The 17,516-nt window shown below is 65.2% G+C and carries 17 protein-coding genes and 1 riboswitch; of the genes, 14 read left to right on the top strand and 3 right to left on the bottom strand.

From position 1 onward, the window contains the following. Nucleotides 1-3: 3 nt before the first annotated feature. Nucleotides 4-585, bottom strand: a complete 582-nt coding sequence (locus EB235_RS18535; RefSeq protein ID WP_027029571.1) for a NuoB/complex I 20 kDa subunit family protein — start codon at nt 583-585, stop codon at nt 4-6. Next, nucleotides 576-941: an NADH-quinone oxidoreductase subunit A gene (locus tag EB235_RS18530; protein WP_010910112.1), complete on the bottom strand. Its 366-nt coding sequence runs from the start codon at nt 939-941 to the stop codon at nt 576-578. Before EB235_RS18530 ends, EB235_RS18535 begins: the two co-directional genes overlap by 10 nt. A gap of 321 nt (nt 942-1,262) precedes the next feature. On the opposite strand from EB235_RS18530, the gene EB235_RS18525 reads away from it, so the two are divergent. From EB235_RS18525 to EB235_RS18485, 9 genes are all read left to right on the top strand, one after another. After that, on the top strand, nt 1,263-2,474 hold the full coding sequence (locus EB235_RS18525; protein WP_027029572.1) for a winged helix-turn-helix domain-containing protein: 1,212 nt from the start codon (nt 1,263-1,265) through the stop codon (nt 2,472-2,474). A 51-nt stretch (nt 2,475-2,525) separates the two neighbouring features. Further along, nucleotides 2,526-3,251: a DUF6348 family protein gene (locus EB235_RS18520; protein WP_027029573.1), complete on the top strand. Its 726-nt coding sequence runs from the start codon at nt 2,526-2,528 to the stop codon at nt 3,249-3,251. A gap of 55 nt (nt 3,252-3,306) precedes the next feature. Beyond that, nucleotides 3,307-3,511, top strand: a riboswitch (cobalamin riboswitch). Between the two features lie 40 nt (nt 3,512-3,551). After that, nucleotides 3,552-3,986 carry a DUF1636 family protein gene (locus EB235_RS18515; protein WP_027029574.1) on the top strand — a complete coding sequence of 145 codons (435 nt, stop codon included), beginning with the start codon at nt 3,552-3,554 and terminating at the stop codon, nt 3,984-3,986. After that, nucleotides 3,983-5,035 carry a cobalamin biosynthesis protein CobW gene (gene cobW / locus EB235_RS18510; RefSeq protein WP_027029575.1) on the top strand — a complete coding sequence of 351 codons (1,053 nt, stop codon included), beginning with the start codon at nt 3,983-3,985 and terminating at the stop codon, nt 5,033-5,035. Before EB235_RS18515 ends, cobW begins: the two co-directional genes overlap by 4 nt. A 123-nt stretch (nt 5,036-5,158) precedes the next feature. Beyond that, nucleotides 5,159-8,587, top strand: a complete 3,429-nt coding sequence (gene cobN, locus EB235_RS18505) for a cobaltochelatase subunit CobN (protein ID WP_027029576.1) — start codon at nt 5,159-5,161, stop codon at nt 8,585-8,587. Beyond that, complete coding sequence (gene cobG, locus EB235_RS18500; RefSeq protein WP_027029577.1) at nt 8,584-10,080, top strand: precorrin-3B synthase; 1,497 nt, start codon at nt 8,584-8,586, stop codon at nt 10,078-10,080. The genes cobN and cobG overlap by 4 nt, the downstream gene beginning before the upstream one ends. Nucleotides 10,081-10,082: 2 nt before the next feature. After that, nucleotides 10,083-10,715 (top strand): precorrin-8X methylmutase, encoded by a 633-nt coding sequence (locus EB235_RS18495; protein ID WP_027029578.1) that lies wholly within the window; start codon nt 10,083-10,085, stop codon nt 10,713-10,715. Next, nucleotides 10,712-11,485, top strand: a complete 774-nt coding sequence (locus EB235_RS18490; protein ID WP_027029579.1) for a precorrin-2 C(20)-methyltransferase — start codon at nt 10,712-10,714, stop codon at nt 11,483-11,485. The genes EB235_RS18495 and EB235_RS18490 overlap by 4 nt, the downstream gene beginning before the upstream one ends. Beyond that, entirely contained in the window at nt 11,482-12,246 is a 765-nt protein-coding gene (locus EB235_RS18485) for a precorrin-3B C(17)-methyltransferase (protein ID WP_027029580.1), read from the top strand. Before EB235_RS18490 ends, EB235_RS18485 begins: the two co-directional genes overlap by 4 nt. Here EB235_RS18485 and EB235_RS18480 read toward each other — a convergent pair. Further along, the gene (locus EB235_RS18480; protein ID WP_027029581.1) at nt 12,210-12,977 is read right to left on the bottom strand and encodes a cobalt-precorrin-6A reductase; all 768 of its coding nucleotides are present in this window, start codon (nt 12,975-12,977) and stop codon (nt 12,210-12,212) included. The genes EB235_RS18485 and EB235_RS18480 overlap by 37 nt on opposite strands. A 1-nt stretch (nt 12,978) precedes the next feature. On the opposite strand from EB235_RS18480, the gene EB235_RS18475 reads away from it, so the two are divergent. From EB235_RS18475 to EB235_RS18455, 5 genes are read left to right on the top strand one after another with little or no spacing between them, the layout of a single operon-like run. Next, entirely contained in the window at nt 12,979-14,214 is a 1,236-nt protein-coding gene (locus tag EB235_RS18475) for a bifunctional cobalt-precorrin-7 (C(5))-methyltransferase/cobalt-precorrin-6B (C(15))-methyltransferase (RefSeq protein ID WP_027029582.1), read from the top strand. Further along, nucleotides 14,211-14,597, top strand: a complete 387-nt coding sequence (locus EB235_RS18470) for a cobalamin biosynthesis protein (RefSeq protein WP_027029583.1) — start codon at nt 14,211-14,213, stop codon at nt 14,595-14,597. The genes EB235_RS18475 and EB235_RS18470 overlap by 4 nt, the downstream gene beginning before the upstream one ends. After that, entirely contained in the window at nt 14,594-15,358 is a 765-nt protein-coding gene (gene cobM, locus EB235_RS18465; protein ID WP_027029584.1) for a precorrin-4 C(11)-methyltransferase, read from the top strand. Before EB235_RS18470 ends, cobM begins: the two co-directional genes overlap by 4 nt. Next, complete coding sequence (cobA, locus tag EB235_RS18460) at nt 15,355-16,173, top strand: uroporphyrinogen-III C-methyltransferase (protein ID WP_027029585.1); 819 nt, start codon at nt 15,355-15,357, stop codon at nt 16,171-16,173. Before cobM ends, cobA begins: the two co-directional genes overlap by 4 nt. Continuing rightward, a complete protein-coding gene (locus EB235_RS18455; RefSeq protein ID WP_027029586.1) occupies nt 16,170-17,483 on the top strand; it encodes a cobyrinate a,c-diamide synthase in 1,314 nt (437 codons plus the stop codon). Before cobA ends, EB235_RS18455 begins: the two co-directional genes overlap by 4 nt. Nucleotides 17,484-17,516 lie beyond the last annotated feature (33 nt).

Genomic DNA, 17,516 nt, shown 5'->3' with positions numbered 1-17,516 from the left:
GCTTTACCGTTCGATCGTGCCGGTGCGGCGGATCTTCTTCTGCAAGAGAAGAATGCCGTAGAGCAGGGCTTCGGCGCTCGGCGGGCAGCCGGGGACATAGATGTCGACCGGCACCACACGGTCGCAGCCGCGCACCACCGAATAGGAATAGTGGTAGTAGCCGCCGCCATTGGCGCAGGAGCCCATCGAGATGACGTAGCGCGGTTCCGGCATCTGGTCGTAGACCTTGCGCAGCGCCGGCGCCATCTTGTTGGTCAGCGTGCCGGCGACGATCATGATGTCGGACTGGCGCGGCGACGCGCGCGGCGCGACACCGAACCGCTCCGAATCGTAGCGCGGCATCGAGGTGTGGATCATCTCGACGGCGCAGCACGCCAGACCAAAGGTCATGAACATCAGCGAGCCGCTGCGCGCCCAGGTTATCAGCGCCTCGGTCGAGGTGACCAGAAAGCCCTTGTCGGCAAGCTCATTGTTGATTTCGAGGAAGAAGGGATCGTCCTCCCCCACCGGCCGGCCGGTGTTGGGATCGATGAGGCCCTTGGGCTTCGGCGCGACGAGGGTACCTGAACTGTCGTTCAATCCCATTCCAGCGCTCCTTTTTTCCATTCATAGGCAAAGCCGATGGTCAGCACTGCCAAAAACACCATCATCGACCAGAAACCAAGCATGCCGATCTTCGAGAAGGAGACGGCCCAGGGAAACAGGAAGGCCACTTCCAGATCGAAGATGATGAACAGGATCGACACCAGGTAGAAGCGGATGTCGAATTTCATGCGGGCGTCATCGAACGAGTTGAAACCGCACTCGTAGGCGGAAAGCTTTTCGGGATCGGGGTTGCGGTACGCCACCAGGAACGGTGCGGCCAGCAGCGCCAGGCCGACGACCAGCGCCACGCCGATGAACAGGACGATGGGCAGGTACGAACTGAGAAGTGCGTTCATGCTCGGCTTTCCGTTGGAGCCAATCCACTTTGATTACAGCACCGGACCTTAATGCGGAAGCGTGACAGTTTAACCGCTGAACCGTTTTAAGGAGCCTATGCTGCAACGCGGCGAGGGTTAGCGCAGCACTTCCATCGAAGCAAGTCAAACCTTGTTCAAAACACCGGCCTGGACGGCATGTCGCGCTAAACTGGTCCGATCGGCTCCTGTTTGATTTCCTTCATTTTCTACTCCACTTTTGTCTCCTGACATGGTTGCCGGCAAAACCCTGCTAGCATGGTCTGGAATCAGCCGTCAGAACCTCCTCAGAGTCGCATACGAATGAAGGAAAAGATCTCGCTCCCCATGGCCCGGCGCATCGCGCTCGCCGCTCAAGGGTTTCTCGATCCCCGGCCAAGTGGCACGCCCGACCGCCGCCACTTCGCCCGGGTGCTCTCCCGCACCGGCCTGCTGCAGATCGATTCCGTCAGCGCGGTGGTACGCGCTCACTACATGCCGCTCTATTCGCGGCTTGGCCCCTACCCGCTCGCTCTGCTCGACAATGCCGCCGTCACCCGCAAGCGCACGGTCTTTGAATACTGGGCGCATGAGGCTTCGTTCCTGCCGGTCGAAACCTACCCGCTGATGCGCTGGCGCATGCAGCGCGCCGAGCAGGGTGATGAAATGTATCTCGGCCTGGCCAAATGGGGTCGCGAGCACGCCGCCTATATAGAAGAGATCTACCGCGAGGTCGTCGCACGCGGCCCGATCGCCGCTTCCGCGTTGGAAGGCCAGAAAGGTTCGGGCGGCTGGTGGGGCTGGAGCCACGCCAAGCACGCCTTCGAATGGCTGTTCTGGGCCGGTCGCATCACCACCGCGCATCGCCGCGGCTTCGAGCGCTTCTACGACCTGCCGGAACGCGTTCTGCCTCAGGCGATCCTCGACCTGCCGGTGCCGGCTGCAGAGGACGCGCACCGCGAATTGCTGCGCATCTCGGCCCGCGCCCACGGCATCGCGACATCAGGCGATTTGCGCGACTATTTTCGACTTTCGCCGGCCGACATGAAGGGGCGGTTGGAGGAATTGGTCGAGACCGGCGAGTTGATCCCGGTGCGCGTCGAAGGCTGGGACAAGCCGGCTTATCTTCACAAGGACGCCCGCCTGCCCCGGAAAATCGAGGCTCGTGCCTTGCTGGCGCCCTTCGACCCGGTCGTCTTCGAACGGTCGCGGTCGGAACGGCTCTTCAAGTTCCACTATCGCATCGAAATCTACACGCCCGCCGAAAAGCGCCAATACGGCTATTACGTCCTGCCCTTCCTGCTCGGCGACAAGATCGTGGCACGAGTCGACCTCAGGGCCGACCGACCGGGGAGCATTCTGCGCGTCCATGCCGCCTACCCCGAACTCGGCGCACCGCCTGAGACCGCTGCTCAGCTCTTCGAGGAATTGGAGCAGATGCAGGGCTGGCTTGGCCTTGAACGCATGGAAGTGACGCCTGCCGGCGATCTAGGCCCGGCGCTGCTGGATGCGTTCAACAGCCAGAGCCGCTCTTGACATCAGCCGCCGGCCGCAGACGTTTGAGGCGTTTTTGTCAGCCCAGGTTCAATGATGGCATCGCAACAAGTTCTCGACCTGATCCACGAAGCGCTTATCGCGCATGGGATCAAAGCCGTACGTGGACAGTACGACGTCCGGCTTGAACTGGAGGACCTGCGCTTCGAAGCCGAGATTTTCAACAGGGGGCAACAAGACTCTACCCACAGATTGGTCGTCGAGATCTACATCTTCTCGCCCCTGCTGGAGACTCAGCCAGCCATCGAATCGTTTGTCGGCATGGGCAGCACGCGCGAAGAAGCGACATTCCAGGCATTCGGAAAGTTCCTGATCGGCGTATTTCATGTGCTGATCGAGGGCCTCGCGCATCATGTCTGCGAGAACATGCAAGCCGAAATCGAGTTCTGGCGTCGGAATGATGCCGGTTGGAAGGTCTTTGGCGGACCTGTGATCACCCAGGCTGCGGCAGAATCCACGCTCAACCAAGCATATCCGGCGTTCTATGCCCGTTTGGAAAGACTGTTCGCGGCCAATGTTCGCCCCGGCAGTCATTTTGTGCGGATATTCCTGGCGAGCCATGACGGAGCAATGGTCGGTCACGAAGTTGTCCTGGACAACGAAACATGGCCGGAAGGCCAGGAGCTTCTCGTTGGCCAGGATTGGCATCACGGCGATGGCTACCAGGCAGTGCGCCAAGTCATTCTTGCGTTACCAGAAGAGAGACCGGTTGCGCTGAGCCGTTGGGCGCAGCTGGGCAAGAAAATCCTGCGGCGCTGAATACAGCTGGTTGGCGATCTCGCCTACCGCGCGTTGACACCGCCACCTGCAAAAGCCTAAATCCGGTCCAGACGGTCCCTTGCCCGCAACGGCAAGGGCTAAGAGGGAATGCGGTGCGGGATTTCGATCTCAAATCCGCGGCTGTCCCCGCAACTGTAAGCGAAGAGCCAAGGCCGAAAGCCACTGGGAGTTCCCGGGAAGGCGGCTATCCAAGGCGATGACCCGCGAGCCAGGAGACCTGCCGTCTGCGACAGAAGAATCCGATCGCCCGGCGGGTTTCCGGGCAAGGAGCCCGGCTTTTTGGACCAGAACAGCAGTTTTTCGGCTGGCACAGCGGACAATGCGTCCGGCGACAGTGAAGCCTTGGCCGGCGTCACCGTCATCGTCTGCGCCTCCTGCCGCAATGAGGCCGGCTCCGACGCGCATCCCCGCGCCGGCGAACTTTTGGCCGAAGATACGCGCCGCGCCGCAGCGGCCGACAATATCCGCGTCCGCACGGTCGAATGTCTCGGCAATTGCAAGCGCCGGCTCAGCGCCGCGATCCTGCGCGATGGCTGCTGGAGCTATGTCTTCGGCGACCTGACCTTGACCAGCGGCCCCGACCTTATCACCGGCGCAAAACTCTTCGCCACCTCGACCGACGGCCTCATCCCATGGCGCGGCCGGCCTGATTCCCTCAAGCGCGGCCTCGTGGCGCGTATTCCACCTCTCGACATGCTGAAGGACCAACCATGAGCGCTCCAAATCCGGCCGGCAATCTCTCCCGAGTACCCTGCACCGTTGTCACCGGCTTCCTCGGCGCCGGCAAGACCACGCTGGTCCGCCATCTCCTGGAAAACGCCGGCGGCAAGCGTATCGCGATCATCGTCAACGAGTTCGGCGACATCGGCATCGACGGCGAGATCCTGAAGGGCTGCGGCATCGACACCTGCCCGGAGGAAAACATAGTCGAACTGGCCAATGGCTGCATCTGCTGCACCGTCGCCGACGATTTCGTGCCGGCGCTGGACAAGATCCTGTCGCTGACGCCGAAAGTCGACCATATCCTGATCGAGACGTCCGGCCTGGCCCTGCCCAAGCCGCTTGTCCAGGCCTTCCAGTGGCCGTCGGTAAAGAGCCGCGTAACCGTCGACGGCGTCATCGCCGTGGTCGACGGCCCCGCGCTGGCCGAAGGCCGCGTCGCCAACGACATGGACGCCCTGCAGGCGCAGCGTGCTCAGGACGACAGCCTCGACCATGACGACCCGGTCGAGGAAGTGTTCGAGGATCAGATCGCCTGCGCCGACCTGATCATCCTGTCGAAGAGCGACCTGATGGACGCCGCCGGTTCGGCCCGCGCCAATGCCATCATCAATGAACATTCCGCCCGCGCGGTAAAAATCGTGCCGACATCGCATGGCAAGGTCGATCCCTCCGTGCTGCTCGGCCTCGGGCTCGCCGTCGAGGACGACATCGAGAACCGCAAGTCCCATCATGACGGCGCCTTCGACCACGAGCATGACGACTTCGACACCTTCATCGTCGACATTCCCTCGATCGCCAATCCCGACGAACTGGCAAAGCGCGTCGCCACCGCCGCCGAACAGGAAAACGTGCTGCGCGTGAAGGGTTTCGTCGAAGTCGGCGGCAAGCCGATGCGGCTTTTGCTGCAGGCCGTCGGCCCGCGCGTCAATCACTACTATGACCGCGCCTGGACGGCCGAGGACGATCGCCGCTCGCGTCTCGTCGTCATCGGCCTGAAGGGGCTGAACCGCCCGGCAATCGAAGCTATACTCGCCGGCTGACGCCAAGCAGCCAAAGCAATTCCAGGAAAAGTGTGAAGCGGTTTTCCCACAGGAATTGCGCAAAAAACAAGGAGATAGAGCGGTTCGCCGTTTCCGTGAAACGGTGAACCGCGCTAGACCGCAATGCACATACTCGCCACCACGTCCGCCTCGCTCGACGATCTCGCCGAGCCGATCGATCTGCGGCAGACGCCGGCGGATATCGTGGCGCTGTCCTTCACCGACAGCGATCTCGCCGGACTGGCGGCCGCGTGGAAGGTCGATGCCGGCAGCCTGCCCTCGATGCGGCTGGCCGCTCTGCGCGACCTGCGCCACCCGATGTCGGTTGATCTCTGGGTCGACAGCGTGGCGCGCCACGCCAAAATCATCCTGGTCCGCATCCTCGGCGGCTACGACTGGTGGCGCTATGGCTGCGACCAGCTTGCCTCGACAGCCCGCGAACGCGGCATCAAGCTGGCTTTGCTTCCGGGTGAAAGCCATGACGAGGACCTCAGACTGATCGAAGCCTCAACGCTGCCGCGCCTGGAATTGGACGCGCTGCTCGGCTATTTCCGCGAGGGTGGCCCGGCCAATATGAGCGCGCTGGTTCAGCGATTGGCAGGCTTGGCTGGAGGGGAAGCAACGGTTTCGGCGCCGGTTGCAGTGCCGAAGGCCGGATTTTACGAGCCTGGGCGCGGAGTTGTGGAACGACTGGATCTTTCAAACGCCGGCGTTGACAACATCAACGCTCGTGTCATCCCCATCCTGTTCTATCGCTCGATGCTGCTCGCCGCCGACGTCGCGCCGATCGACGCGCTTTTTGAAGCGCTCCGCCAGCGCGGCATCGCCCCGATCCCCATCTTCGTCTCCAGCCTGAAAGACCCGACCTCCCTCGCCTTCGTCGAAACCGCGCTGGCCACGCTAAACCCCGCCGCCATCATCACCGCGACCGCTTTCGCCTCCGGTGCTGAACCCGGCGTCGAAACCCTGTTCGACCGCGCCGGCGTGCCCGTCTTCCAGGTCATCGTCGCCACCACCCGCCGCGATGTCTGGGAAAACAACCAGCGCGGCCTGGCGCCTGCCGACCTTGCCATGCATGTCGTACTGCCCGAACTCGACGGCCGCATCCTCGCCGGAGCGATTTCCTTCAAGGGCGAGAGCGAAGTTGATCCGGCGCTTGGTCACCGCGCTTTCGCCAACCGGCCGGAGCCGGACCGGATCGCGCAGGTGGCTGATCGCGTCGCGGCGTTCATTCGCCTGCAGGAGACGCCCCGCGCCGACCGAAAGCTGGCTATCCTGATCCCCGATTACCCAAGCGCGCCTGGCCGTACCGGCTATGCCGTCGGTCTCGACGTGCCGTCCAGCGTGCTCGCCATGCTGCATGACCTCAGCGAACAGGGCTATGGCGTTGAGGGGATTCCGCAATCGCCGCGCGCGCTGCTGGATTTGCTCGAGCGAGGCGATGGTGGGCTGGGGCTGGACGACTATCTGCGCTTCTCGAAGGAATTGCCGATTGAGGCAATGACTGCGGTCGAAGGCGCTTGGGGCGAGGCAAAAGACGAGACAGGGTTGCGCAAGGCGCCCCCCTCTGTCCTGCCAGAGGGGGGTGCCTCGCACCGACCTTCTCGGCCAACAAGCGAAAGACACTTCCCCTTCCGCGCCGCTACCTTCGGCAACGTCACGGTCGCCCTGCCCCCCGACCGCGGCCGCTCCGCCGACCGCCGCGCGGACTACCACGACCCGACGCTCCCGCCGCGCCATGCCCTGCTCGCCTTCGGACTGTGGCTGCGCAAGTCGCTCGGCGTCCACGCCCTGATCCATGTCGGCGCCCACGGCACGCTGGAATGGCTGCCCGGCAAGACGGTCGCGCTCTCGCAAAACTGCTTCCCCGAGATCGTCACGGGTCCCCTGCCCGTCATCTATCCCTTCATCGTCTCCAATCCCGGCGAGGCCGCGCAGGCCAAGCGGCGCATCGCTGCCGTCACGCTTGGCCATCTGCCGCCACCGTTGGCCGGCGCTGGGCTGGACGAAAACCAGCACAAACTTGAACGCCTGGTCGACGAATACGCCCAGGCCGACGGCCTCGACCGCCGTCGCCGCGACCGTCTGGCGAAACTGATTGTCGAGACTGCGCAAAAGACGGGCCTCGCTGCTGAAGCCGGCGTCGCCACGACCGATGCGCCTGACGAAGCGCTGCGCCGCATCGATGCCTGGCTCTGCGACCTCAAGGATTTCGCCATCAAGGACGGGCTGCACATCTATGGCCGTGCGGCCGAGAGCGAACCCGATGCCATGCGCGTCCAAAGCGCTGAGGCCGAAAAGACGGCGTTGCTGGCCGCGCTCGATGGACGTCACGTCAAGGCCGGTCCGGCAGGCGCGCCCGCGCGTGGCCGCTCCGATGTGCTGCCCACCGGCCGCAATTTGTTCACCTCGGACCCGCGCACCATGCCGACGCCGACCGCCTATGATCTGGGCAAGGTCGCGGCGGAAGAGGTCGTGCGCGGCTATATGCAATCGCATGGCGACTGGCCACGCTCGCTGGTCATCGACCTCTGGGGCTCAGCCTCGCTGCGCACCGGCGGCGAGGAGATCGCGCAAGGCCTGGCGCTGATGGGCTGCCGGCCGCAATGGGACGCCGCCACCGGCCGCATCACCGGCATCGAAGTACTGCCGCCGGCCACGCTTGGCCGCCCGCGCGTCGATGTCACCTGGCGCATTTCGGGCCTGTTCCGCGACATGTTCCCGACCCAGATCGCGCTGATCGATGCCGCTGCCAATGCCGTTGCCGCCCGCGACGAGGACGATTCGGAAAACCCGCTCGCGGCCAAAACCCGCGCCGACGGCAAGATCAGCCCGCGCATCTTCGGCACCTCGCCCGGCACTTACGGTGCCGGCGTCGAGGATCTCCTGTCCCGTGGCGACTGGCGCGCGCGCGAAGAGATCGGCCGCGCCTATCTCGACGCCACCTCGCATGCCTATGGCGGCGCCGAGGGCGAAGGCATCGCCTCCCCCGGCGCCTTTGAAACCCGCATCGCCGAGGCCGACCTTCTCGTCCACACCGGCGACGATCCTGGCCGCGATATCCTGGAAGGCTCTGCCGACGTCGCTTTCATCGGCGGCTTTTCGGCCGCTCTTGCGGCGCTGGGCCGGAATGCCGACGTCATCGTGCTCGACACCACGGATCCGCAAAAGCCCAAGCCACGCTCGGTCAGCGAAGCCGTATCGCGGGTGGTGCGGGCGCGCGCGGTCAATGCTCGCTTCATCGCTGGCCAGATGCGCCACGGCCCGCGCGGCGCCTCCGAATTCGCCGAGACGGTCGACCGGCTGGTCGGCTTCGCCGAAACCACCCATGCCATATCGGGTTCGCTGATCGAGGCCGTGCACGACGCCTATGTCGGCGATCCCCTGGTCCGCGCCTTCATCCTGCGCGAGAACCCGGCGGCCGCGAAAGTCATTGCCGAGCGTTTCCTGTCGGCGCGTCGGCGCGGCCTCTGGCATCCCCTGCGCAATTCCATCGACGACGATCTTGCAGCGCTGATTGCCGAGGCCGAGGCGCTCGGGGTGGCGGCATGAACGCCTTTTCAAGGCGCGGCGCCTGCCCGGCTTTGTCGGCGCCGATGCAGACGGGCGATGGCCTGCTGGTGCGGCTGAACCCGGTCGCTGGAGGCTTATCGCCCAAACTTTTGATCGGACTGGCCGAATCCGCCTTGCGGCATGGCAACGGCATCATGGAAGTCACCGCTCGCGGCAGCCTGCAGATACGTGGACTAACGGCGGAAAGAACTGCACTGCTGGCGGCGGAGGTCGATGCGCTGGGCATTGCCGTGCGTATCGGGGTGCCGGTCGAGACCGGGCCGCTGGCCGGAATCGACCCGCAGGAGATTGCCGATCCGTGGCCGCTGGCTGAGCGGATCAGGGTGGCGATTGAAGAGGCAGGGCTGACGACGAGGCTGGGGCCGAAGGTCTCGGTGATTGTCGACGGCGGTGGGCAACTGACGATGGATGCTGTGACGGCCGACATCAGGCTGAAGGCGATGCGAGCCGACGCTGGCGTCCTGTGGACTGTATCTGTCGCTGTTGATGGCCAAAGGGCGAAACGGCTTGCGACGGTTGAGGACGATGCAGCACGCGATATTACTGTCGCGGCCCTCCGAATGGTTGCCGAGAAGGGCCGTGACGCCCATGGGAGGGATTTGTCCGAGAGGCAACTGGCGTCTCTCGCAGGTTGGCTTTTGACAGGTTTGCGCGAGGCGCCGCCCTCTGTCCTGCCGGACATCTCCCCCACGAGGGGGGAGATTGGGCTGTCATCGCCGGCTTCGCCAATCACCAACGTTGCAGAAGGAGCGCCGGCGCCGAAGCTGCCAATCTCCCCACCCGTGGGGGAGATGTCCGGCAGGACAGAGGGGGGCGCCGTAGAGCGCTCCCGCCCGCCGATTGGCCTCTTCGACTTGAACACCGGCCACGCCCTCGGCATCGGCCTACCCTTCGGCAGTATGCCAGCGCAAAACCTCATAGACCTTGCCAGCCAAGCCTCCGAACTTGGCACCTCAGAAATCCGCCTCGCCCCAGGCCGTGCCCTCCTCTTCCTCGGCCAACCATCAGCCGCCAACCACCCCCTCCAAACCACAGCCGCCACCCTCGGCTTCGTAACCTCCCCCACCGACCCGCGCACCCGCATCGCCGCCTGCCCCGGAACACCGGCCTGCGCCTCCGGCCACATTGCCACGCGCGACATCGCCGAAACCATCGCCGCCGAAAACGCTGACATTCTCGACTTCACCCTGCACATTTCCGGCTGCGCCAAGGGCTGCGCGCATCCAGGCCCAGCGGCGCTGACAATCGTCGGCGGCGAAAATGGGGCCGGACTTGTCGTGAACGCGACGGCAAAGGCCCTTCCTGCCGGCTACAGGCCGGGCTATGACGCCGCGCGCGGTGTCAGTCGCGTCGCGGCAGTGATCCGCAGCGCACGATATCAAGGCGAGACCGCAGCCCACTGCCTGACAAGGCTCGGGCCGGCGGCAATCGCCGAGGCTTACCGACAGGCCCAAACTGAAAAACGGAAATGAGCATGGCCGCCTACGACTACATCCACGACGGCACGGCGATCTACGAACGCTCCTTCGCCATCATCCGCGCCGAGGCTGATCTCACGCGCTTCTCGGAAGCCGAGGCCGATGTCGCCATCCGCATGATCCATGCCTGCGGCCAGGTCGAAGCATCAAGCCATTTCGTTTTTTCGCCTGACTTCGTCACCGCCGCGCGCAAGGCGCTCGCCGCCGGCGCGCCGATCTTCTGCGACGCGGAAATGGTCTCGCATGGCGTCACCCGCGCCCGCCTGCCCGCTGGCAACGAGGTGATCTGCACCTTGCGCGACCCGCGCACGCATGACATCGCCAAGGCGATCGGCAACACTCGCTCGGCTGCTGCCATCGACCTGTGGGGCGAACGGATGGCCGGCTCCGTCGTCGCCATCGGCAATGCGCCGACCGCTTTGTTCTATCTCTTGGAAAAGCTGCGCGACGGCGCGCCGAAGCCGGCGGCCATCATCGGCATGCCGGTCGGCTTCGTCGGTGCGGCCGAATCCAAGGATGCGCTGGCCGAGAATTCCTATGGCGTGCCCTATGCCATCGTGCGCGGCCGGCTCGGCGGCAGCGCCATGACCGCGGCCGCGCTCAATTCGCTGGCGAGGCCGGGTCTGTGAACGCACCTGTCAAAGATGCTCCGGCAACAGGCCGTCTCGTCGGCGTCGGCACTGGTCCGGGCGACCCCGAACTCTTGACGCTGAAGGCCGCGCGGGCCTTGGCTGAAGCCGATGTGGTGGCGTATTTCGCCAAGCGCGGCAACAACAGCAATGCGCGCGCCATCGTCGAAGCGCGCTTCCGCCCAGACATGCTGGAGTTGCCGCTGCTCTATCCCGTCACCACCGAAATCGCTAGGGATCACGACGACTACCGCTCGCAGATCACCGGTTTCTACGAAGAGTCGGCCGAGAAGGTCGCCGAACACCTCGAAGCCGGCAGGATGGTTGCCGTCCTGTCCGAAGGCGATCCGCTGTTCTACGGCTCCTACATGCATCTGCATGTGCGCCTCGCGCATCGTTTCCCGACCGAGGTTATCCCCGGCGTCACCGCCATGTCGGGCTGTTGGTCGCAGACCGGTGTTCCCATCGTCCAGGGCGACGATGTGCTGACGGTTCTGCCCGGCACGATGAGCGAGTTCGAGCTGACGCGTCGCCTAGCCGACACCGACGCCGCCGTCATCATGAAGGTCGGCCGCAACTTGCCCAAGATCAGGCGGGCACTGGAAGCCACCGGCAAGCTGACGCGCGCCGTCTATGTCGAGCGCGGCACCATGGCCGGCAGCGTCTCGATGAAGCTCGCCGACAAGCAGGACGACAAGGCGCCCTACTTCGCCATCGTGCTGGTTGCCGGCTGGTCCGGCCGGCCCACCGCGATGGGAGCGCAGGCATGAGCGGCCGTCTCACCGTCATCGGGCTTGGACCGGGCAATGCCGATCAGGTCACTCCGGAAGCCAGCCGCGCCGTCGCGGAAGCCAAATTCTTCTATGGCTACAAGCCCTATCTCGACCGGCTGGAACTGCGCCCGGACCAGACTCGCGTCGCCTCGGACAATCGCGAGGAACTCGCCCGTTCCAAGGACGCGCTGACAAAGGCAGCCGAGGGCCATGACGTCGCCGTCGTCTCCGGTGGTGATCCCGGTGTCTTCGCCATGGCGGCGGCGGTTTGTGAGGCAATCGAGGCCGGTCCGGCCGAATGGCGCGCGGTCGATGTCGCTGTTGTGCCCGGCATCACCGCCATGCTGGCAGTCGCTGCCCGCATCGGCGCGCCGCTCGGCCATGATTTCTGCGCCATCTCGCTGTCCGACAATCTGAAGCCGTGGGATTTGATCGAGTTGCGCCTCTTGGCAGCGGCCGGTGCCGGCTTCGTCATCGCGCTCTACAACCCGATCAGCAAGGCACGGCCCTGGCAGCTTGGCCGTGCCTTCGAATGCCTGACCGCGATCCTGCCCGGCACCACGCCGGTCATCTTCGGCCGCGCCGCCGGCCGTCCGGACGAGCGCGTCGAGGTGTTCTTGCTGGCTGACGTCGAAGCTGAAAAGGCCGACATGGCGACCTGCATCATCATCGGTTCGCCGGAAACCCGGATTATCAAGCGCGGCGACAAACCGGCGCTGGTCTACACGCCACGCTCGGCAGCGGGCTCGACAAAATGATCGACCATCGCGGCCAGCGCATCGACGGTTTCAGCCGAGGGCACGTCCGGCAGGACGGGCCTGCGGACCATGATCACGTCGATGCCAAGCGCCCGCGCAGCGGCAATCTTGCCGTAGGTCGCCGCGCCGCCACTGTTCTTGGACACGACGACATCGATGCGATGGTTTTCGAGCAGCGTGCGTTCGTCGTCCTCGCGAAACGGCCCGCGCGACAGCAGATAGTCGGCATCGGGCACCGCCAGCTTCGGCTGGACAGGATCGACGCTGCGAATGAGATAATGGTGCTGGGGCGTTGCCTCGAACGCGGCGACCTCTTGCCTTCCGAGCGCCAGGAAAACGCGACGCGGCCTGGCGCTCAGCGCTTGCACAGCATCGCCAACCGTATCTACTTCCGACCAGCGATCCCCCTCGACGGGGTCCCAGCCGGGGCGCAGCAAGGCGAAAATCGGCGCCCCCGCCATGCGCGCGGCTTGCGCGGCATTGGCGGATATATGCGCCGCATAGGGATGCGTGGCGTCGATCAGCAGGTCGATCCGCATGTCATTGAGATAGGCTGCCAGCCCGCCAGCACCGCCAAAGCCGCCGACCCTTGTCGGCACGTTCTGGGCGATCGGGTTTTCAGTGCGGCCGGCCAGCGACAGCGTAACCGAGCAATCGGCACGCGCGGCCAACGTTCCAGCAAGTTGCCGGGCTTCCATGGTGCCGCCGAGGATCAGAATGCGGTGGGTCATCATGCCTGCTGAGGGTTCGCACGGCGCCAACCAGAGATGGCTGACAGTCGTTGGCATCGGCGAGGACGGTTTAGCCGGTCTCGGCGACGAGGCCAAGCAGCGGATTGCCGAAGCGGAGTTCATCTTCGGCGGCAAGCGGCATTTGGCGCTCGTCGCGTCCTTCGCCAAGGGTAAGCCCTGTCCCTGGCCGGTCCCTTTCGATGCCGAGATGCGCGATGTATTGGCGCTTGCCGGCAGCAAAGTCTGCGTGCTCGCCTCCGGCGATCCCTTTTTCCACGGCGTCGGCGCTACCCTCGCCCGCAAGGTCAAGCCACGGGACATGCATGTCATCCCGGCACCATCAGCCATTTCGCTGGCGGCCGCTCGCCTGGGCTGGGCGCTCCAGGACATCGAGGCGGTCTCGCTGCATGGCCGTCCGCTCGACCTGATCCGGCCATTGCTGCAGCCCACCGCACGCATTCTGGCGCTGACATCCGATGCCGAGGCACCTGCGGCAATTGCTCACCTGCTCACCGAACTCGATTTCGGCGCATCGCGGCTGACGGTCCTGGAGGCGCTTGGCGGCCCAAAGGAGAACCAGCGCTCCACCCGCGCTGACGCTTTCGATCTCGAAAACATCAATCCGCTCAACGTGCTGGCGATCGAAATTGATTCAAATCCGCAGGCACGGGTGCTGCCGCTGACGGCTGGCCTTGCCGACCATCTGTTCGACCATGACGGCCAGATCACCAAGCGCGAAATCCGCGCCGTCACCCTTTCAGCGCTGGCGCCAAGGCGCGGCGAATTGCTTTGGGATATCGGCGCCGGCTCCGGCTCCATCGGCATCGAATGGATGCTCGCCCACCCCTCGATGCGCACCATCGCCATCGAGGCCGACCCGACCCGCGCTGTCCGCATTGGCCACAACGCGTCCGCCTGCGGGGTTCCCGGGCTTGTGGTGGTGGAAGGCAGGGCGCCCAAGGCGCTCGCCGGGTTGGACACGCCGGATGCGATCTTCATCGGCGGCGGCGGCAGCGACACCGGTGTGTTGAAGGCTGCCATCAAGGCGCTGCGCCCCGGCGGCCGTCTCGTCGCCAATGCGGTGACGCTGGAGATGGAAGCCCTGCTCCTGGCCCAGCACACGAAACTGGGCGGTGATCTCACGCGGATAAACATCTCCCGCGCTTCGCCGGTCGGTTCGATGCAGGCTTGGCGGCCGGCTATGCCGATCACCCAATGGACATGGGTGAAGCCATGATGGTGGCTGGCATCGGCAGCCGAAAGGGCGTGAGCGTTGAAGACGTGCTCGCCGCCGTAGAAATCGCGCTCGAAGCGCACGGACTGGCGATGACAGCGCTTTCAGCCCTGGCCACCGCCACGCTCAAGAAGGATGAAGAAGCGATCGCCGCGGCTGGCCGCACGCTGAACCTTCCCGTCATCATCGTCGATGACGCAGCGCTTCAGGCCGCCTCGCCGCGCACGCTCAGCAGCTCCAACCTCTCACAGAAACGGGCAGGCACACCATCGGTTTCCGAAGCATCCGCCCTTGCGGTTGCCGGCGCCGGTGCAAAACTGCTTGGCCCGCGCACCGTGCTCGGCCCGGTCACCTGCGCCATCGCCATCAGCGGAGATGCGCCATGACCGTCCATTTCATCGGCGCAGGCCCGGGCGCCGCCGATCTCATCACGCTGCGTGGCGCCAGGCTGCTGGCAAGCTGTCCGGTCTGTCTCCACGCCGGTTCGATCGTCGCGCCCGAATTGCTGCAGCACTGCGCGCCGGGAACAAAGCTGATCGACACGGCGCCGATGTCGCTCGACGAGATCGAAGCCGCCTATCTCGACGCACATAAGGCCGGCCATGATGTCGCCCGCCTGCATTCCGGCGACCTGTCGGTATGGAGCGCGGTTGCCGAGCAGATCCGCCGGCTGGAAAAGCACGGCATACCCTACACGCTGACGCCGGGCGTTCCTTCGTTCGCCGCCGCGGCCGCAGCCCTTCGCCGCGAACTGACCATTCCCGAGGTCGCGCAGAGCCTGGTGCTGACCCGCATCTCCGGCCGCGCCTCAAAGATGCCGCCTGGCGAAACACTGGCCGGCTTCGGCCGCACCGGCGCCACGCTTGCCATCCATCTGGCCATCCACGCCATCGATCGCGTCGTCGCCGAATTGACACCGCACTATGGCGGCGATTGCCCGGTGGCGATCGTTTTTCGCGCTTCCTGGCCGGACGAGCGCGTGCTGACCGGCACGCTGGCCACGATCGAGGCGTTGTTGGCCGCCGATCCGATGGAGCGCACGGCGATCATCTTCGTCGGCCGCTCACTCGCGGCGGAAGGCTTTGGCGAGAGTTCATTGTACGACGCCCACTATCAGCGGCGTTTTCGCGGACGGGACGGATTGTGAGCCGCAGCACCAAAAACAAAGGCGAAAACGCCGCGCTCGAACGGGCTCTGTCGCGGCTGAACTTCAAGCCGCGCCCGCTCGAGCCGGGCCATGTCTGGCTGGCCGGTGCCGGCCCTGGCGACCCCGGTTGCCTGACTCTGGAAGTGCTGGCGGCGTTGGCCGAAGCAGATGCGCTGGTCTACGACGCGCTGGTCTCGCCGGATGTCGTCGCCGTTGCCGAAAATGCCGAGCTGTTCTTTGCCGGCAAGCGCGGCGGAAAGCCGTCGATGAAGCAGGACGACATCACCGCACTGCTGGTCAGGCTGGCGCGCGATGGCCGCCGCGTCGTCAGGCTGAAGGGCGGCGATCCCTATATTTTCGGCCGTGGCGGCGAAGAAGCATTGGCGCTCGCGCGCGAAAGCATCCCGTTCCGCGTGCTGCCCGGCCTGACGTCAGGCCTGAGCGCGCTCGCCGCGACCGGCATTCCGGCCACCATGCGCGGCATCAACAAGGCGGTGATCCTGGCGACCGGACACGCCGCCGGCACCGATGACGACATCGACTGGGGCGCAATCGCCCGCACCGGCCAACCAGTCGTGGTCTATATGGGCATGGCCAACCTTCCCCTGATTGCCACGGCATTGCTCGACGGCGGGCTGGCGCCATCGACGCCTGCAGCGGTCATCGTCGCCGCGACCACACCACAGGAACGGATCGTCGTCGCCACGCTTGCCACCATTGCCGAGGAAGCCGCCGCCGCCGGCCTCGCCTCGCCGGCATTGATCGTCGTCGGTGGCATCGTCGCCATGCGCGCGGCACTGGCGGGCCAGGCATGACGGCCCGCGCGATCATCATCGGCGCGCCGCGCTCCGGCTCGGGCAAGACCAGCGTCACCATCGGCATTTTGCGCGCGCTCACCCGGCGCGGGCTAAAGGTGCGCGGCGCCAAATCCGGCCCCGATTATATCGACCCCGGTTTCCACACCGCCGCCACCGGCCTGTCCGGCGTCAATCTCGACAGCTGGGCGATGCCGCCATCGCTGCTCAACGCGCTGGCCGCGCAACAGGCCGACGACACGGATTTCGTCATCCTCGAAAGCGCCATGGGCCTGTTCGACGGCATTCCGGCCGCGCCGGGACGAACCGGTTCGGCCGCCGATCTCGCCCGACTCTACGGCCTGCCGGTGCTGCTGGTGCTCGACGTATCAGGCCAATCGACCACGGCAGCCGCCGTCGCCAAGGGTTTTGCCACCTACGATCCGGATGTGCGCATGGCTGGCGTCGTGCTCAACCGGCTGGGCAGCGAGCGCCACCGCCGGCTGTCCGGCGACGCCATCGAGGCGATCGGCCTGCCTGTCGTCGGCGCCATCCTGCGTGACCCCACCCTGAACCTGCCCGAGCGGCATCTCGGCCTTGTCCAGGCCGGCGAATATGATGACCTCATGGCGCATCTCGACCGGCTGGCCGACATGGCGGAAAAGTCGCTCGACCTCGATGCCGTCATGGCTCTGGCAACGCCCCTCACCCCGGCAGCGGGCGACTTCGCGGACGCGCTGCAGCCGCCAGGCCAACGCATCGCGCTTGCCGAGGATGCCGCCTTCACCTTCCTCTACCCGCATGTCGCCGCCTACTGGCGTCAGGCCGGCGCTGAACTTGTCCCGTTCTCCCCGCTCGCCGATGAAGCGCCCGACCAGGATTGCGATGTCTGCTGGCTGCCTGGGGGCTATCCCGAGCTTCACGCCGGCAAGCTCGCCGCCGCTACGAATTTCCGTGCCGGAATGCTGCATTTCGCGACGAAGAAGCCGATCCATGGCGAGTGCGGCGGCTTCATGGTGCTGGGCGAAACGCTGGAAGACGCCTCCGACGAAACGCATCGCATGCTGGGCCTGCTTGGCCATTCCACCAGCTTTGCCAAGCGCAAGATGAATCTCGGCTATCGCGAGGCACGGCTGCGCGCCGACTGTTCTCTTGGCTCACAAGGCGCGCTGATCCGGGGTCACGAATTCCACTATGCGCAGATGACGGCCACCGGCAATGACGAGCCGCTGGCCGACCTCGCCGATGGCCAGGGCAATCCGATCGGCCCTTCCGGCTACCGGCGCGGCCATGTTAGTGGCACTTTCTTCCACGCCATTGCGAGGGGCTAGAGTTAGATGCCGAAAAGTGGCAACCGATTTTCG

The sequence above is a fragment of the Mesorhizobium loti R88b genome (genome assembly GCF_013170845.1).
In the GTDB taxonomy this organism is placed as follows: domain Bacteria; phylum Pseudomonadota; class Alphaproteobacteria; order Rhizobiales; family Rhizobiaceae; genus Mesorhizobium; species Mesorhizobium loti_B.
The sequence above is the reverse complement of the archived record's forward strand: the minus strand, read 5'-3'. Positions and strand labels throughout refer to the sequence as shown.

Excerpts from the sequence above, each read along its gene's own strand:
- EB235_RS18520 (WP_027029573.1), top strand. The coding sequence starts at position 2,526 with ATGATGGCATCGCAACAAGTTCTCGACCTGATCCACGAAGCGCTTATC.
- cobW (WP_027029575.1), top strand. The coding sequence starts at position 3,983 with ATGAGCGCTCCAAATCCGGCCGGCAATCTCTCCCGAGTACCCTGCACC.
- EB235_RS18480 (WP_027029581.1), bottom strand. The coding sequence starts at position 12,977 with ATGACCCACCGCATTCTGATCCTCGGCGGCACCATGGAAGCCCGGCAA.
- EB235_RS18455 (WP_027029586.1), top strand. The coding sequence starts at position 16,170 with ATGACGGCCCGCGCGATCATCATCGGCGCGCCGCGCTCCGGCTCGGGC.
- EB235_RS18525 (WP_027029572.1), top strand. The coding sequence starts at position 1,263 with ATGAAGGAAAAGATCTCGCTCCCCATGGCCCGGCGCATCGCGCTCGCC.
- EB235_RS18470 (WP_027029583.1), top strand. The coding sequence starts at position 14,211 with ATGATGGTGGCTGGCATCGGCAGCCGAAAGGGCGTGAGCGTTGAAGAC.
- EB235_RS18530 (WP_010910112.1), bottom strand. The coding sequence starts at position 941 with ATGAACGCACTTCTCAGTTCGTACCTGCCCATCGTCCTGTTCATCGGC.
- cobG (WP_027029577.1), top strand. The coding sequence starts at position 8,584 with ATGAACGCCTTTTCAAGGCGCGGCGCCTGCCCGGCTTTGTCGGCGCCG.
- cobM (WP_027029584.1), top strand. The coding sequence starts at position 14,594 with ATGACCGTCCATTTCATCGGCGCAGGCCCGGGCGCCGCCGATCTCATC.
- EB235_RS18495 (WP_027029578.1), top strand. The coding sequence starts at position 10,083 with ATGGCCGCCTACGACTACATCCACGACGGCACGGCGATCTACGAACGC.
- EB235_RS18475 (WP_027029582.1), top strand. The coding sequence starts at position 12,979 with ATGCCTGCTGAGGGTTCGCACGGCGCCAACCAGAGATGGCTGACAGTC.
- EB235_RS18485 (WP_027029580.1), top strand. The coding sequence starts at position 11,482 with ATGAGCGGCCGTCTCACCGTCATCGGGCTTGGACCGGGCAATGCCGAT.
- EB235_RS18535 (WP_027029571.1), bottom strand. The coding sequence starts at position 585 with ATGGGATTGAACGACAGTTCAGGTACCCTCGTCGCGCCGAAGCCCAAG.
- cobN (WP_027029576.1), top strand. The coding sequence starts at position 5,159 with ATGCACATACTCGCCACCACGTCCGCCTCGCTCGACGATCTCGCCGAG.